At 41.3% G+C, this 15,924-nt stretch carries 10 protein-coding genes; 3 read left to right on the top strand and 7 right to left on the bottom strand.

Annotated elements, in window-relative coordinates; genetic code table 11:
• Positions 1–125 precede the first annotated feature (125 nt).
• Positions 126–1,751 (bottom strand): family 10 glycosylhydrolase, encoded by a 1,626-nt coding sequence (locus tag H6G69_RS08260; protein ID WP_313950305.1) that lies wholly within the window; start codon positions 1,749–1,751, stop codon positions 126–128.
• Positions 1,752–1,793: 42 nt separating this feature from the next.
• Between H6G69_RS08260 and H6G69_RS08255 the strand changes: the two genes are divergently transcribed.
• On the top strand, positions 1,794–2,933 hold the full coding sequence (locus H6G69_RS08255) for an acyltransferase family protein (protein WP_190684423.1): 1,140 nt from the start codon (positions 1,794–1,796) through the stop codon (positions 2,931–2,933).
• A 253-nt stretch (positions 2,934–3,186) separates the two neighbouring features.
• Here H6G69_RS08255 and H6G69_RS08250 read toward each other — a convergent pair whose 3' ends face one another.
• Positions 3,187–5,958 (bottom strand): CHAT domain-containing protein, encoded by a 2,772-nt coding sequence (locus H6G69_RS08250; RefSeq protein ID WP_190684421.1) that lies wholly within the window; start codon positions 5,956–5,958, stop codon positions 3,187–3,189.
• Between the two features lie 101 nt (positions 5,959–6,059).
• Entirely contained in the window at positions 6,060–7,871 is a 1,812-nt protein-coding gene (locus H6G69_RS08245; protein ID WP_190684418.1) for a ShlB/FhaC/HecB family hemolysin secretion/activation protein, read from the bottom strand.
• 680 nt (positions 7,872–8,551) lie between these two features.
• Here H6G69_RS08245 and H6G69_RS08240 point away from each other — a divergent pair.
• Positions 8,552–8,866, top strand: a complete 315-nt coding sequence (locus H6G69_RS08240; RefSeq protein ID WP_190684415.1) for a hypothetical protein — start codon at positions 8,552–8,554, stop codon at positions 8,864–8,866.
• Between the two features lie 33 nt (positions 8,867–8,899).
• Here H6G69_RS08240 and H6G69_RS08235 read toward each other — a convergent pair whose 3' ends face one another.
• From H6G69_RS08235 to H6G69_RS08225, 3 genes are all read right to left on the bottom strand, one after another.
• Positions 8,900–9,589 (bottom strand): tetratricopeptide repeat protein, encoded by a 690-nt coding sequence (locus tag H6G69_RS08235; protein WP_190684412.1) that lies wholly within the window; start codon positions 9,587–9,589, stop codon positions 8,900–8,902.
• Between the two features lie 396 nt (positions 9,590–9,985).
• Positions 9,986–12,070, bottom strand: a complete 2,085-nt coding sequence (locus H6G69_RS08230) for a CHASE2 domain-containing serine/threonine-protein kinase (protein ID WP_242072008.1) — start codon at positions 12,068–12,070, stop codon at positions 9,986–9,988.
• A 342-nt stretch (positions 12,071–12,412) separates the two neighbouring features.
• Positions 12,413–12,979 carry a superoxide dismutase family protein gene (locus H6G69_RS08225; protein WP_190684405.1) on the bottom strand — a complete coding sequence of 189 codons (567 nt, stop codon included), beginning with the start codon at positions 12,977–12,979 and terminating at the stop codon, positions 12,413–12,415.
• Positions 12,980–13,089: 110 nt separating this feature from the next.
• Between H6G69_RS08225 and H6G69_RS08220 the strand changes: the two genes are divergently transcribed.
• Complete coding sequence (locus H6G69_RS08220) at positions 13,090–14,037, top strand: pentapeptide repeat-containing protein (RefSeq protein ID WP_190684402.1); 948 nt, start codon at positions 13,090–13,092, stop codon at positions 14,035–14,037.
• Here the strand turns inward: H6G69_RS08220 and H6G69_RS08215 are convergent.
• Complete coding sequence (locus H6G69_RS08215; protein WP_190684399.1) at positions 14,034–15,785, bottom strand: FAD-binding oxidoreductase; 1,752 nt, start codon at positions 15,783–15,785, stop codon at positions 14,034–14,036. The two genes, H6G69_RS08220 and H6G69_RS08215, sit on opposite strands and share 4 nt — an antisense overlap.
• Positions 15,786–15,924 lie beyond the last annotated feature (139 nt).

The following is a 15,924-nucleotide window of genomic DNA, read 5'->3' as shown; positions in this document are numbered from 1 at the left end:
AGGGTGTAAGGGAAGAAATGAAAAACACCCTACACCCTAATACCCCTACCCCTACAAACAAAGTTTTTACCTTTTTTCTGGCAGATTTCTTGGCGGAATCTCTTCTAATGAGTCTTTTATCTTTGTTAACGAATACCAACGCTAGATTTTCTGGCTTGATATTCAGGAAATTCTATAATGGCACTTGTACCTTGAACTCCATAGCGAGTTACAGCAGACACAGCTACGTCTTCAACTTGATTATTCGTGATTAAAGTTGAATTCTGCCCAGCAGGTACAATTTCTGTTTTCCACTCATTGCCAGTTTTGGTTTGCACAACCCATAACCAAACTTGTTGTTTACCTGTAGGTTGCCATGTGAGTAAAGTTTTGCCGCCAATGGTATCTTTGACAATACTCACAGTTGGTTTTTCTGGTGGTGTTTTATCTAGCCAAGGTGATGCTGGTATTAAAGCGGGATGATGATAAACATCTTGTGGTAATAAATCAGAAATTCCGCCTCGATTTTGCATTAAAGGTTTCATACTAAAGTGGACATTACCATCTGCACCGGCATGACCTTGAGTGGCTTTAATTTGATAGATAATTTCTTTAGCAGGCCAAGCGGCATTGCTGTTTTGACCAACACGGCTAGTAAAAATTCCTGGCCAAATATGCCGACCTTGGGTGTTTTGTTCTATCCACCAATTCAATAATACAGGATAACTTTGTTGAGCTTGTTCAATTTTCCAATAAAGTTGTGGTGAAAGATAATCTACCCAACCATTCATTAACCATTTGCGAGAATCTGCATACAACTCTTCATAAGCATTAAATCCTTTATCTTTGCTTATTTGTTTAGGAAATCCAGGTTGCCAAACGCCAAACGGACTAACACCAAATTTTACCCAAGGTTTAGTGCTTTTAATATTTTGGTATAAACGCTGTATTAATGTATTGACATTTTCTCGCCGCCAATCATCTCGACTAGCTGTGCCACCTGATTGTTGATATTTGTGCCAGCTAACTTCATCAGGAAAATTAATAGTTCTATTTCTTTTATCTTTTTCTGGGTAGGGATAAAAGTAGTCATCAATGTGAACACCATCAATATCGTAGCGATTGACAACATCCATAATTACATCAACGGTGTAATCTTGAACTGCCTTTTCGCCTGGGTCTAACCAAAGATATTTGCCGTAACGTTTGACTAATTCAGGATGAGTTTTGCTGATATGATTGGCAGCAACAATTGATTTTGATTGAGGATAACGCGCACGATAAGGATTAAACCAAGCGTGTAATTCGAGTCCTCGTTTGTGGGCTTCTGTGACGGCAAAAGCCAAAGGATCATAATAAGGTGATGGTGGTTTACCCATCTGTCCAGTTAAGAATTCTGACCAAGGCTCATAACTAGATTGGTATAGGGCATCACAATCAGGACGGACTTGTAAAATCACTGCGTTGAGATTTAATTTAGCAGCACGGTCAAGTATGGCAATTAATTCTGCTTGTTGTTGATTTGTGCTGAGTCCTGGTTTAGAAGGCCAATCAATATTTGCTACACTTGCTACCCAAGCACCCCGAAATTCTCTAGTAGGTGAAGGGGGAATAACACTGACTGGCTGGGGTGCGGAGTCAGCGATTTGTAACGGGAGGAGGCAGAAGGCAGAAGGCAGAAGGCAGGAGGCAAGAATTTTGACTGCATACTGATTTTGATTCTGCTGCACTTGACTTAAAAATCCACTAAAAAAAATGTCTTTGATGTTCACAAAAATTCTGGAGGAGCGTTTAACAAATTAGACGATAACTTTATGGACAATTCCTCAACACCCTTTAAACGTCTCGCTTCCCTCGATGTGTTTCGAGGAATTGCGATCGCCTCTATGATTTTAGTGAATAATCCTGGAAGTTGGGATTATATTTATCCTCCCCTAGAACATGCCGAGTGGCACGGTTGCACCCCGACTGATTTAGTATTTCCGTTCTTTTTGTTTATTGTCGGTGTGGCAATGCCCTTTTCTTTTGCCAAGTACACAAGAGAAAATCGCCCGAATGCTGCTGTTTATCCGCGCATTCTCCGGCGGGGTGTAATATTGTTTGCCCTGGGTTTGTTTCTCACCTTGTTTTCTTTTACCTTGGACTGGTTAATTAAAGGTATCCCGCCCAATTTCAGCACGATGCGAATTATGGGGGTATTACAGCGCATCAGTCTGGCTTACGTGCTAGCAGCATTGGCAGTTCTCAACCTTTCGCGCCGTTGGTTATACATAGGCGCAGCTATTATCCTCATTGGTTATTGGCTGGCGATGCAATTTATTCCAGTTCCTGGTTTTGGTGCAGGTAATCTCTCAAGCGAAGGCAACCTCGCGGGTTACATCGACCGAATTATTTTAGGCCAGCATCTTTATCGTGGAGGCCCATTTGACCCAGAAGGTTTATTTAGCACTTTACCAGCAGTTGTTACAGTTGTTTTAGGATACTTTACAGGCGATTGGTTAAGAATTCAGCCGATTAAAAGTCGCACAAGTATCAATTTAGTAATCTTTGGATTAATTGCTTTAGTTGTTGGGCAAATCTGGGGATTTATTTTTCCCATTAATAAACAATTGTGGACAAGTTCTTACGTTTTATTTACGGCTGGTTGGGCAATATTAATTCTGGCTTTATGTTATGAATTAATCGAAGTACGTAATTTTAAAAAATGGGGCTTGCCATTAGAAGTTATGGGACTTAATGCCATATTTTTATTTGTTGGTTCTGGCATATTGAGCAGAATTTTAATTAAAACTTATATTGGCAGCACCACAACTTACACTTGGATTTATGAAAACCTATTTCGTCCTTGGGCTGGGGCATTAAATGGTTCTTTATTATTTGCCTTAGTGATGGTTTTATTGTGGTGGATAATTTTATATGTCATGTACCGCCGTCGCTGGTTTTGGAAAATTTAACGGTGAATAGGGCAAAAGTCACTCTGGCAAAGCCAGAGAAGTCAAAAGGCAAAAGTTAAAAGTCAAAAATGAAGAATACTTTTGATTTTTTGTTTTTTACTTTTGCCTTACCGCTACGCAGTTAAGGTAGATATCTAAAAGAAATTTCACACTTCACACTTCATACTTCACACTTCATACTTCACACTTCACACTTCACACTTCATACTTCACACTTCATACTTCACACTTCACACTTCATACTTCATACTTCTTATAGCCAATTCCCCACCAAAACATAAGGCGCCCAATAATAAGGGTGCTTGTATAAATCCTTATATTTAGGGTCTTTTAAAAGTAAAAGTTGGGCGCGTTTGAGGGCTTCGGCTTTACTCATTTTAGGATTGGCAAACTGTTGATAAAATTCGCCCATGAGGGTGGAGGTTGCTTGGTCGTCTACATTCCATAATGTTGCTAGGGTACTCCGCGCCCCAGAACGCATTGCAAATCCGGCAATTCCTAAGCCTGCACGTTTATCGCCTGTAGCAGTTTGACAAGCGCTCAAAACTAGTAGCTCGATCGCCACTCGTTGATTTGTTTCTCTAGTTTGTAATAATGAACTTAACTCGTTAACGTTAACGCGATCGATGTTTGAGGTGTTGTTCTCGCCAGAGTCTTTCCACGTCAAAATAAATGTGTCTTCGGCTTTGGAAGCAAACTGTCCGTGGGTGGCTAGGTGAACTATGGGTGCAGCAAAGGATTCGATGGTTTTTTCTAGGGCGGATTTGGTAAATTGACGATTGAGTAATACCCGTGATGGCACTTGTTTTTGGATTTTGTCGAGTTCTTCTTTAACGCTTGGTAGTTCTTCAAAGTTGCCTAGGGCTTCTGTGATGCCAGCAGCAATAGTGCGCGGTTTTTCTCTAGCAAAAGAACGCGGTGGTAATAGGTGTAAACCAGGTGTCAGGGCAACGTTATAGCCTTTTTCAATGAGATATTGTTTGCCATCATAGAGTGCAGCCATTGGTACACTCCGCAAGGAACCATCTAAAACAAAGACTAGATTTTTGATTTTGTATTGTTGTAATTGAGGTTCAATATCTCGAATGAGCCAGTTATAAACTGTTTGTGAAAGTGCTAAGAATTCATTAGTTGAGCGGGTGACTAATTTTGCCCTTAGTTGCTCAATTGTTTTGTCTACTTGTTCTTGAGATAAGCGAATTGGTTGGGGACGAATTAATATATTCTGCTCTTTGCTATTGGGTTGATTATTTGGTAGCGAAACAATTACTTCTAGGCGATCGCGTAAAATAATTGGATAAATCACTGCGGCTGTGCGATCAATTTGATCAATCTGTACAGGTTTAGCATCTAAACAAGCTGTACGGAAAAAGTTGTCTAATTCAGCTAATTGTAGTGATTCAATGACATCTCTGGCCGTTTTGAGATTGTCTTGGTTGGGAGATTCCTGTAGCAGCAAACTTACCAATTCTCGATAGACAGGTTCAACTCCTTCTTGAAACGAAAACTGGACTTCGCGGTTAATGGCGACTAAATCACTCCGTAATAATTTGAGGTGGTTGACGGCTTTGGTGTAAGCTGCGATCGCAGCTTGTGGGTTGTGTTGAGGATTTTCTGGGGCTTTGAGAATTCGCCCTAATTGCCAATGCCAACGATAGGCAATATCACCTGCATCAAGGCCTTCTGCTAGTTGGATAGCTTGTTGCGTCAACTTTTGGGCTTCTGTCCATTGCTGAGTTTGTTCGTATATGCTACCTAATGTGCCTAAAGCATAAGCTTCTGCGCGGGTATCTTTGATAATTTTAGCTTGCTCTACGGCAGTGGCAAGATTTTGGGCAATTTCTTGCCATTTTGGATTATTCAGGGCTAATTGTGATACTTCCAGACTTTTGAGATTTAAGTTGTCAACATCGCTCACAATTTCGTTTCTGGCACAATTATTATTAGTTGTGACTCTAGATGTCTCAGTTAGCTGTTTGAAGCACATGAGATTTTGAGCAAAGTTAATTCGTGCATAAATTGTTTGGCGACTAGCGGGTGCAGTATTGAGTTGTTGCTGAATGGCTGGCCACAAACTTTGTGCTTGACTCCATTGTTTTTCGTGAATTAATAGGCGCATCTGATTCAGTTGTGCCTGAAGTTTAGTTAAAAGTGATGGTGCGATCGCGGCTTTTTGGTAATAATTTAAAGCCACATCTTGTTTATGTTGTGCTTGGGCCGTATTGCCTAAACTCAAATAAATTTCCGGGATTAATTGGGGGTATACCTGCTCGGCAATTGCTAAACTCTGCTCTAATATTTTTTGCGAACCAAGTTGGTCAATTTCTGTAACTGCTGGATTTTGTTGATTTAAATCGCCAACTAAGCGCAAGGTATTGCCTAAATTCAAAAGTCCTGTAGCTTTGAGGGGAGAGGCTGGTTGTTTTTGCAGTAATTGATTAACTTGAATTAACGTAATTTTGGCGCGGCGATAAAGTCCTAATGCTTGCAATGCTTGAGTTTGATTGAGTTGACTGCCAATTTTCCCAGCATCATCGCCAATTTTGCTGTAGGTAGCTGTTGCTTGCTGCCAACTTGTCAAGGCTGCTTGTGAATTCCCCGAGGCTAACTGCACTTGGCCTTGGGTGTTGAGTGCTTGGGCGAGTATTGCTAAATCTGTTTTATTAGCGCTACTAGCGTTTTTTAACAGTGCTAAACTATCAGCGATCGCTTGATTTGCTTTTGGTAATTGCCCAATTTGCTGATATGCCAATGCTAAATAGTTTAATGCCAAAGCTTGATTGATTTGGTTGCCTTGAGTTTGCCAGCCTTGTACTGCCTGTTGTAATACCTGAGCGGCATCCGTAAACTGTTGATTTTGATAAAGTTGAATACCTTGTTCTAAAAGTTGTTCTGGTTTTGCTGAGACTAGAGAATCAGCAACAGGCGCAGTCATATTTTGAATGGCAATTTGAGCAGAATTAGGTACTATAGCAACTGAGTAAGAAAGTTGGGATAGTGCCGCCAAAAAAATAATTGCAGACATAAGATAAGCAGCTCCTACAAGGGCTGGTGATTCAATATTGTGTTCGGTGAAAAACTGATCTCAAAGGCCGCAGGGATGGGATATTTTTTAGATGGAAATCCCTAAAATGGTTGGGTATAAACTAAGGAAAAATATAGACCTTCTTCTTGCAACGTGTTTTTGCGAGAATTTACTTCAATTAATGGTATACCCCAATCAAGGCGAGCATTGAGTCTTTCACTTTGCCACAATAAGCCTAAACCCACAGAAGCCAAACTATTAGGGTCAGGATCGGCACGATTAGAACTGTTATAGGCAGTACCATAATCAACAAATGGTGTGACTTGTAATACTCCTCCCAATTGCGGGGCGCGCAGAATGGGATAGCGCAGTTCAGCAGAAACGAAAAAGGCATTATCTGTTAACAGCAAATCTTGGCGATAGCCGCGCACAGTTTGTTGCCCACCTAAACCAAACTGTTCAAGAGGTACTAAAGCCCTATCGGCTAACTGAGCATCGGCACGGAGTAAAAATAAGGTATCGGGTGCTAATAGACGTACCCATTGGGCTTGTCCACGCCAAGAAAAGAATGTGCTATTTGGTGGTGCGCCACTGTTAGTAGCATCAAAGGCATCTATCCCAAAACTAAACTGCGATCTCGCAGCTATTACCTGCCTACTGTTGCGTTGTGTCCAATCTTGAAAAAATCGCAATACCGACAGGCGCGTTTCCCCATCAACAGATCCCGGTGAAGGAAAAGGAATGCGTTGCTTAATCAAAGGTTTTAAATAGCCGATATCACTTTCTCGGCGGTTAGCAGTGATTCCTAGTGCCAACTCTGTAGTAGGTGTTTGGATAATGGGTTGGCGAAATGTAATGGCAAAATCTTGCGATTCACCTTCAATACCCAACACATCGAAGGGTTCTTCAATCACATTACTGGTAGCGTAGTTATATTGAAACTGCACCGTACCGTTGTAAGGATTCACGGGCAACGTGTAGCTGACATCCACATCATTACTACCATCGGTATTGCCATAACCAATCGAAAGCCCATCACCCAAGCCTAATAAGTTAGCTTGATTAAGTCGAATTTGTCTTTGAAAGCTGCCAATACTCGGCACGCGGTTATTATTTAAACTCACTTGCAGGTTAAAAGTTTTAGCTTCTGCAACTCTGACATCAATCACGCTAGTTCCAGGGCGAGAACCCGCAGCTAACTCCGCCGAAATATTTTTAATCAAAGGATCAAGCTGGAGTAATTGCAGTGCTTGGAGTAATTTATTGACGTTTAGGGGTTTACCTGTGGCGACGGCGATGCGACTGCGAACATAGTCTGGCTGAAGCCGTTTTAAGCCCCTAACTTCAATACTTTCGACGCTACCTTCAATCACTTGAATTGTAACAACACTGCCCCGTGCTTTGAAGGTTTGATTAGCAGGAATAAATGCTCCAGAGGAAATGTAACCTTTTTTTGTATAAAGTTCCGTAACTTTATCACTGGCTCGCAACAATTCTGCAAAAGTAATTGGTTTGCCGATAAATTCCTGGGTGGCATTGGCTAACTCTTCACGGCTGAATACGGTGCTACCCATAACTTCAAATCGCTCGACTTGAATTGTTTGTGGGATACCACTAGGGCTAGTCGTGCCAGGAGGTGGAGTAGTTTCTGTGGGTGTTTGGAAAAGTTGTTCTGGAGGCGGTAGGGTGGGGGTTTCTGGTTGTGGTAGAGATGGTGGCGGTGTTTCTGGACGAGGTAATCTTTCTGGGGGCGGTAGGGGAGTAGTTTGAGCTTGATTTTGTGGTACTGAATAATTATTCACAGTCTGGGCTGTGACTGAATAAGGAGATAAACTCCCCAGAAACAAGGGTGTGAGAATGAGGATTAGCGATCGCTTTTGGGATTGTAGACTCAAAGAATGTTCAACGGACATGGTAGATATCAACCAAAATTTTTGTTTATTGGCTAAGGGTAGAGGCACTCAGTGAGACTCTGCCCTGTTGGAATATCCAGCTTGGAGCAGGACTTTTTCGTAATTTTTTCGCACCCGGATCTTCAAAATCACACTATTGCAGTATCTATTCAGCACCAAATATCAGTGTTTTCACTAAAAAAACACCTAAAAATCATCACAGACGAATTTCTCAACTGATTTTAACAGTATATTTGCGTAGGTAATTTTTCTTTTTAACGAAATATCATATGGGACTCATAGCAGGAGTCAGAATTCAGGAGTCTAGCGTTGAGAACTCAATTGTGTACTTCACTCACTCAAAATTTGCTCACCGCAACGCAGTGCCTCCTCAAGTCGGGAAACCCGCCCACGGCCCTGGCTCCCCTTAAAAAGGGTGACTTTGATTCTTGTTCCCCCCTTTTTTAGGGCAGGGCTGTTTCATTCCCTAAAAGTCCATAATTTACAAGCGTATCAATCAAAAAAGTCAGGTAGTTCAACAACTTAATTTCCTGATGAACCAGGCGATCACACTTAAATTTTCTGCTTGAAACAGTAATTTTTCGATTGCCGACTCACTAAAATTTTTGGCTGATACTCTTGACAAAATCCTCATCTGAGCGAATGAAACAGCCCTGCCTTTTTTAGGGGGATCGAACTCTATGCAGCTTTATCAAAAATTGGTATTACTTATTTTAATTTTAATAGGACTTACGCAAAAACCCTCTCAAATCCTCTTAACTTCGTGTCCTACCCTGCGGGAAGCCGCTATCGCGTCTATGCGCCCTTTGCGGTTCGTTTTTTCGGCATTGCTGATTAGTGGGATGTTTTTTGTTTCGCGCAAAGGCGCAAAGGCGCGAAGAATCAATATTTTATTTTTGTTAAACATCTCAATTCATCCCGCATTTATGCAACGCCGTTTTTTCATGACTTTGCGTAAGTCCTGTTTAATTATTCAGCGATCGCTTATTGATTAATATATACAGTTATTTAATGCTTTTTAAGAGTAATTATTCTCTGGAGTTAACAGCACCATAAAAATCGTGATACATGGTATTTTCTGGTGCTAAACGAATTGCAGTGTTATAGTCTTCAATGGCTTTTCTTTGTTCCCCCATATCGTTATAAGCTTGACTACGCCAAAGATAAAAGAGTGCGTTTTGGGGATGAATACCAATTGCTTTGCTGTAGTCTTCAATTGCTCCTTGTTTATCACCAAGATTTTTGCGTCGAAAATTTGCTCTTTCCCCATACAAATAAGCGTTATGAGGATTAAACCCAATGGCTTTATTGAATTCCTCGATCGCTTTTTGCGTATCCCCTTGTTTAAAATGACTATAGGCTCGTTTAATATATGTGGGAATATCTGTAGTTTCTGTGATGTAAATAGGCTGTTCTTTCGGCGATTTTTCAATTGTTGGTAATGCCGCGTTAGCAGTATTTTGGTCTAAATTATTTTGAAACAAAAGGCGTTTGCCATTTCGCATAGCAAACCAACCAAAGACTCCTGCACCAGCAATCACCAACATCCCAGATAATTGTCTCCCTAAATCAATTTGATGAGAATTTGAATTAGGCGCAACTACTTGATTCAGGCTTTCTCTGTGGGTTAATTGGGCTGAAGCTGGCTTGATTGCCCCCAGAGGCGTGAACCATGTTATTGTAATTAATGCTGTGGTGCTAAGAAGTGTTTGATTCATAATTTGTTTGATAAGGCTAAGGTGAATGTACAGCCCTTAGAGACAAGTTATAAGGAAAAATGAATCAACCTTGCTGTAAACATTGCCTCGTCAGATTAATTTTGATAATTGACTTAAATTTTTAGATGAGAAATTTTTTCTTGCTTCTAATTCTCCCAAAGTTATTCAGAGTTGACTTCTGTGTATACACCTACTGAGTATAGTGACAATAATCATCAATAAAAACATCTATTTTGTAGTAGATATCGATTTTTGGATACAATCTTTCGTTAGGTAGTGTAATTGCACTATGCTCAAATTTTACAACGTAAGATATAAATACTAAAGTAGATAAAAATGCGATCGCTTATTTCGGAAGTAGTAATCAAAGCTAGCGATCGCATTTTTAATTTTTTCCTAAATTTTTTTCAAATCTTCTAAAACTTCTTGTGCCGATTGATATCTTCGGATAAAATCATAGGCTGTCATTCTGTCTAATATTGCCGCTAACGCATCAGAACATTGCCCCATATTTCGCCACATTGGTACAGTCGTCTGCGGATCGCGTTCAATTTCTTTGGCATTTTTGCCACATAAAGCTTGAATGCCAATCATCCCTAAAGCATGAATATCGCTGTTCAGCCTTGGCTGTCCCATGAGTTGTTCTGGCGAGGCATAACCCAGTGTCCCAACAGCCACTGTCAAGTTTTCTTCTTCTGGTTGCGGTTGAATTTGTTTGACTGCGCCAAAGTCAATCAAAACTATTTTGCTATCAGCTTCTCGCCGCATCAAATTGCTGGGTTTGATATCTCGATGAATCACATGATGGCCGTGAACAAAGACTAAGACTTCTAAAACATCCTGCAAAAGCTTGATTACTGCTGCTTCTTCTAGACGCTTACCTGTATGTAGTTCATCCTGCAAACAATGTCCAGCAATAAATTCTTGTACCAGATAAAATTGCTGACTTTCTTCAAAATAAGCCAATAATTGAGGAATTCGATTGTGAGTTCCTAAAATTTCTAAGATTTCCGCTTCTGTTTTAAATAAGCGTCTAGCAACTTCTAAAAATCTCGGATCGCTTTTGGCTGGTTGCAGATGCTTGACAACGCATTTTGGCGCACCCGGACGCAGCGTATCTTCAGCTAAATAAGTGTAACTAAAACCCCCCGCACCCAGGATTTGCGTCACTTTATAGCGATTATTCAGCACTTTGCCGCTTTGGGGCATACTGTCAACAAGATCGCGGTCTTCGTAAGTTGTTGGGCCACCTTCTCGCAGCAGAGATTGTAATAGGGAAATCGTTTTTTCTTGCTCTTGAATTTTAGCGGCGATTTCATTGCCTTGTTGTTTGTTCCGGTATGCCGTGTAGACTACTACGCTACCTGCGGCGGCAATGAGTCCTATTGTCGGTGGTGCTAATGGAATCCATCCAGAATGAGTGAAGATAAAAAAGCCACTGCCTAACAAAACGACGATAGACGCGCCACTTGCTAATCCTAAGCGTAGTGGATGCTGAATGTGTGATGCGATCGCAGCACCTAATAAAGTCCAAGCCCCAATCCACAGAATTTCACCCCATTCTGGTAAGTACCAAAATATCGGGCGCTCGTCTAAAACTGCGCTGATAATTTCACTGACTATTTGAGCATGAATCACAATCCCTGCCATTTTGCCAGAGTTATCTTGCCTGCCATCACTGTAGGGAGTATTGCGAATATCTTGTTTGCTGGGTGCTGTTGCCCCAATTAAAATGATTTTGCCTTTAATCAAAGCCGGATCAACTTTATTGTTGAGCAGATCGACAAAACTCACCTGTTTGGCAACATTATCCAACGAACGGTAGTTCAGCAAGATTTGAAAACCGCCATTATCTGCATTAAAATAACCGCCAGAGTTTTGTTCCAAGCGGTGAAAGACTGTTTTACCCAGTTGTAATGAGTCGCCTGTGGGTGAAAGTTGCGGTTGGATGTTGGCAGTTTCGCCTAAATATTGTAGTGCCGTTAACACAGCAACAGAGTATTGACTTTGACAAGGTGATTTAGATTCTGGGTTGGCAAATAACAAAGCACGACGAATCACCCCGTCGGGATCTTCTGGTAAATCTGCAAAGCCGATGCTGGTTGCTTCTAATCCTTGGGGTGGTGGTGCTGTAGCACTACAAATGGCAATTGTTTTATTACTAGTTTGCAGGTGCTTCAATAATTTGGTGTGACCAGGTTCTACAGGTATGTCCCGAAAAAAGTCTAAAGCAATGACACGAGCTTGGTTAGTTTCTAATTTCTTCAACAGCTGGTTGAGTACTTCTCCTGATGGCGATGATTGTTTGAGTTCTTGGATATCTTCTTCTGTAAATCCCACAATCAGCAAGCGCGGATCAGGAGGTAGTTCGGCACGCTTTTGGATCATCTGGTCAAAAACTTTGAGTTCAAAAGATTCTAATAGCCCTAGCCTTTGAACTCCAGCCAAAATTAGTGTAACTAGCACACTAGAAACAAACATTGGCTGTATAAAGAACTTTTTCACCCCTGCAAGCATAGTGTTAGGAAGGTTGAATTTGATGGTGTGTCTGTTGGTTTCCTAATTGGGCAACCACGAAAAAAGATAAATGCAGCTTTAAACCTTTTTTCTCTAGCCCTTTTCAGATTGGATTTGTGATTAGCAATTTTAGATTTGTCATCAACCAATCCAAAATCTAAAATTCTTTTAGCTCCTAGTTTATCCCCACTATAAAATATTTACGTCTTTTTACTGTTCTACTTATAGTAATTTAAATTATTGCTGCACAAACTTAAGTATATTGAAGTAGAGAGAACAAACTTTAGTTCCCCCTACTAAGGTTGACTACTTAACTAATGCGATCGCACCGCAAGCCAGACGACCGCCACCAGCTTCGTCAGCTGTCCCGCCAGCCTTCTTTTGATCGGTTAGTTTATGGATAATAACTGCACTACCATCATTATCAAATAAACTCAGTGGCCCTTCCTTCAGGCTGACACTGCTAATAAATGCTTCTAAACGACCTTGACCAAGGGGATTAATTTTAATATTTGGTAAATCACCTAAATGATAAGGATGATTTTTTTCTACCGGAGTCGATGAGCCGAAGGGGCCAGGATCAAAATGTCCACCAGCAGAAGTAAAAGGCTTTTCTGTACCTGCTTGACAACTGCCTTTTTCATGGATGTGAACCCCATGAAGTCCCGGAGTCAAGATTTTGGGGTCGCCGTTCAGTTCCACAGCCATCCAAACAAACCCATTTTCAGTTTGGGTAGCTTTCAAAGTGCCTTGAATACTAGGGCCACTAATTGGGGCTTGGGCTTTAAGTTCTGCACCAGAACTGTGGACTGGAGAACTGCAAGCTGTCAGTAGCAATAAAAATGCCATCAAAATGTAAGAAATAAATTTCATATCTGACACTCAACAATTAATTAAAGCCTTGTTTGCTATTCAACATAATTGCAGACTGCACCATGACAGTGAATAGCCACAAATTTAGTTACATACCAGAGTGGTGAATCATGAGCGAACGTTTACATAAATGGATACAACAGTTTCAAGAGTGGATTGTTTTTGCTTTCATCTTTGTGATTTCGATAGTGATAATTCGGGTTTTAGAAGATAAACCTCCTTTTAAAACTATTGTTCAAGCATTAACAAGTTCAGAATTTATTGGCACTCTCCAAGATTTAAGTATTTTGGCAGCAGTGATTTTATACTTCCGCGAAACACCTGCGCGTAAAAAACAAGCACAATATGAAGCATGGCGCGTGATTAACTCTGCTTATGGTCAACGAGCCAGTGGCGGGAGAATTCAAGCCTTGCAAGACTTAAACAACGAAGGTGTGAGTCTGGCGGGACTAACAGCCGATAAAGCCTACTTAGCTGGAATTAATTTAAAACGATCTGACCTCAGAGATGCTAATCTCCAAGGGACTAACTTGAAGAATGCCTGTTTAGAAGAAATCGATTTACGGAATGCCAATCTGCAAGGTGCAGATTTGAGATATGCCAACCTCCAAAGTGCAAATTTAAGAAATGCCCATTTAGAAGGACAAACCACTAACCTCAGCTATAGCAATTTTCAAGATGCTTACTTGAGTCATGCCAATTTGCAATCAGCTTACCTGTGGAGTGCAAATCTTCAAGGTGCTGATTTGAGTTATGCCAATCTTCAAGAAGCGGATCTCAGCTATGCCAATCTTCAAGGAGCTAACCTCAAATATGCCAATTTACAAGGTGCTGATCTCAGCCCCACTAATCTTGATCAAGCTAACTTTCAAGCTGCCGACTTGTACAATGCAGACCTAAGAGAGGCACAAAATTTGCAACTAGAGCAAATAAAGCTTGCGAAAAATTGGGAATATGCCAGATATGACGAGGCTTTGCGGATGCAGTTGGGTTTGCCGAAGTTTATGCCAGAGACAGAAACTCCTGCTCCAGAAAATATCTCCAGAACCGAGAATTAAGCATCAACTACTACCCTACCTACAGGATAAGTAACACAAGTGAGAACGTAACCTTCTTTAATTTCGCTTTCTTCTAGTGCTTCAGGATCATAACCTTCCATTTTGACATTTCCTTCTAGTTTGCGCTTTTTACAAGTTCCGCAAACACCAGAACGGCAGCTGCTCCGAATTTTGACTCCTTCTTGTTCAGCCAGAGACAGGATGCTTTCTTCCCCATCACTAAAGACTTCTTTCCCAGATTTGGAGAAGACGACAACTGTTTGGCTAGTAGATGCCGCATTGCTATTAGCTGGGTTTGGTATGGCGACTCCTGGGTTAGTAGCGACACGGGCAACTGCGTCTTGGATGGGCGATTCTGCGGGGATTTTCCCTAACATCCCGCGCAAACCTAAATTGCCGGAGTTGCTAGCAGCAACTTCAACTTGCACGGGGGCAGTAACTACAGGTGTTTTTTTCTTTTTGCGGGGAGGGCCAAAGCTTTCTTCGTAGTAGTTCTGCATGGGGAAGCCAATACTTTCTAGCATCTCATTGACTGATTCCATAAATGGGTTCGGCCCACATACATAAACTGTACGTTCTTGATAGTCTGGGGCAATCATTTTTAACATTGTGGCATCAAGTCTGCCAGTAAAACTCATCCAACTTTGGCCTGGTTCGCGGCGGGTAACGCTAACTGCTAGATGAAATTTTGGGTTTTGGGCTGCCATCCACTCTAGTTCTTGACGGTAAATAATATCGCGGGGGCTGCGAGCGCAGTGGAAAAACACGATATCCACATCGGAGGCGGTATCGTATAACCAGCGAGACATGGACATCATAGGTGTGATGCCACTGCCAGCAGAAATTAGCAAGAGCTTGGCACAGGGATTGGCAAAGCAAGTAAACTTACCCAATGGGCCACTTAGCTTGATTTTGCTGCCAACTTTCACATTGTCATGTAACCAGTTAGAAACTAGCCCTGGTGGCACATCTGCATCTGAGTTAGGCGGTGCAGGAACTCGTTTGACGGTAATTTCTAAGGTGTGGGGACGAGAAGGAGTGGATGAGATGGAGTAGGAACGCGACACCTGTTCGCCGTTAATTTCTAGGTCGAGGGTGGCGAATTGACCAGGCTTGTAGGTAAACAGTACGGGTGGCTCGGTGACGAAGCGAAAGGTTTTAACGTCGTGGGTTTCATCAATGATTTGAACGCATTGGACGCTTACATCTCCTTTTGTCCAGCGTTCTAGTTGGGTGGGGTCTACGGTGGCTACCGGCATATATTCTTGAGGCTCGGTGGTAGCAACAACGGGGAGGGCTGGTGGAGATTGTACAGGTTGAACAGGAGCGATCGCTACTTCTGGTTGGATTCCTTGACCGTTGCCTGTCGTCACCACGTTAGTTGTATTGATATTAATTTTCAAATCTATCTTAGTTGGTTCATCGGCTGTAACTATGCCAATAATCATTAAGAAAAACCGCCCAATCTGAATCATATCTCCGATTTTCAAAGCATAATCTTGATTGATTGGGATATGTTCAGCATTCAAGCGAGAACCAGCACGACTAGCTAAATCTGTGTAATAAAAATTACCATTCTTTAAAGAAATTTTGCCATGCATCCGACTGACTTCGGCACTATCTAAAACTACATTACAGTTTGGATAACGCCCAATGAGACACTCATGATTGAGCATCATATCTAGATTCAGGTCTAATTCTTTCAGTTCGTTTGGATGCTGGGGATCAATGATTCTGAGTTTAAGCATATTAATTACCGAATATGTAAATTTATGTTGGTTTTGCTAATAGAAATGTGGGTGAAATTGTTTACATTTTATGTTGTAATCACTACCATAAACTCAACACAGTCATAAAAATTTCTGAATATAGTTTTGTATAAATAAA

It is taken from the genome of Nostoc sp. FACHB-110 (assembly GCF_014697425.1).
Taxonomy (GTDB): domain Bacteria; phylum Cyanobacteriota; class Cyanobacteriia; order Cyanobacteriales; family Nostocaceae; genus Nostoc_B.
Note: the sequence above shows the minus strand (reverse complement) of the source record. Positions and strands in the feature narration are given on the sequence as shown.

What these genes read in the sequence shown, in the direction of transcription:
- H6G69_RS08255 (WP_190684423.1), top strand. Translation starts at nt 1,794, where the DNA reads ATGGACAATTCCTCAACACCCTTTAAACGTCTCGCTTCCCTCGATGTG.
- H6G69_RS08250 (WP_190684421.1), bottom strand. Translation starts at nt 5,958, where the DNA reads ATGTCTGCAATTATTTTTTTGGCGGCACTATCCCAACTTTCTTACTCA.
- H6G69_RS08245 (WP_190684418.1), bottom strand. Translation starts at nt 7,871, where the DNA reads ATGTCCGTTGAACATTCTTTGAGTCTACAATCCCAAAAGCGATCGCTA.
- H6G69_RS08240 (WP_190684415.1), top strand. Translation starts at nt 8,552, where the DNA reads ATGCAGCTTTATCAAAAATTGGTATTACTTATTTTAATTTTAATAGGA.
- H6G69_RS08235 (WP_190684412.1), bottom strand. Translation starts at nt 9,589, where the DNA reads ATGAATCAAACACTTCTTAGCACCACAGCATTAATTACAATAACATGG.
- H6G69_RS08230 (WP_242072008.1), bottom strand. Translation starts at nt 12,070, where the DNA reads ATGTTTGTTTCTAGTGTGCTAGTTACACTAATTTTGGCTGGAGTTCAA.
- H6G69_RS08225 (WP_190684405.1), bottom strand. Translation starts at nt 12,979, where the DNA reads ATGAAATTTATTTCTTACATTTTGATGGCATTTTTATTGCTACTGACA.
- H6G69_RS08220 (WP_190684402.1), top strand. Translation starts at nt 13,090, where the DNA reads ATGAGCGAACGTTTACATAAATGGATACAACAGTTTCAAGAGTGGATT.
- H6G69_RS08215 (WP_190684399.1), bottom strand. Translation starts at nt 15,785, where the DNA reads ATGCTTAAACTCAGAATCATTGATCCCCAGCATCCAAACGAACTGAAA.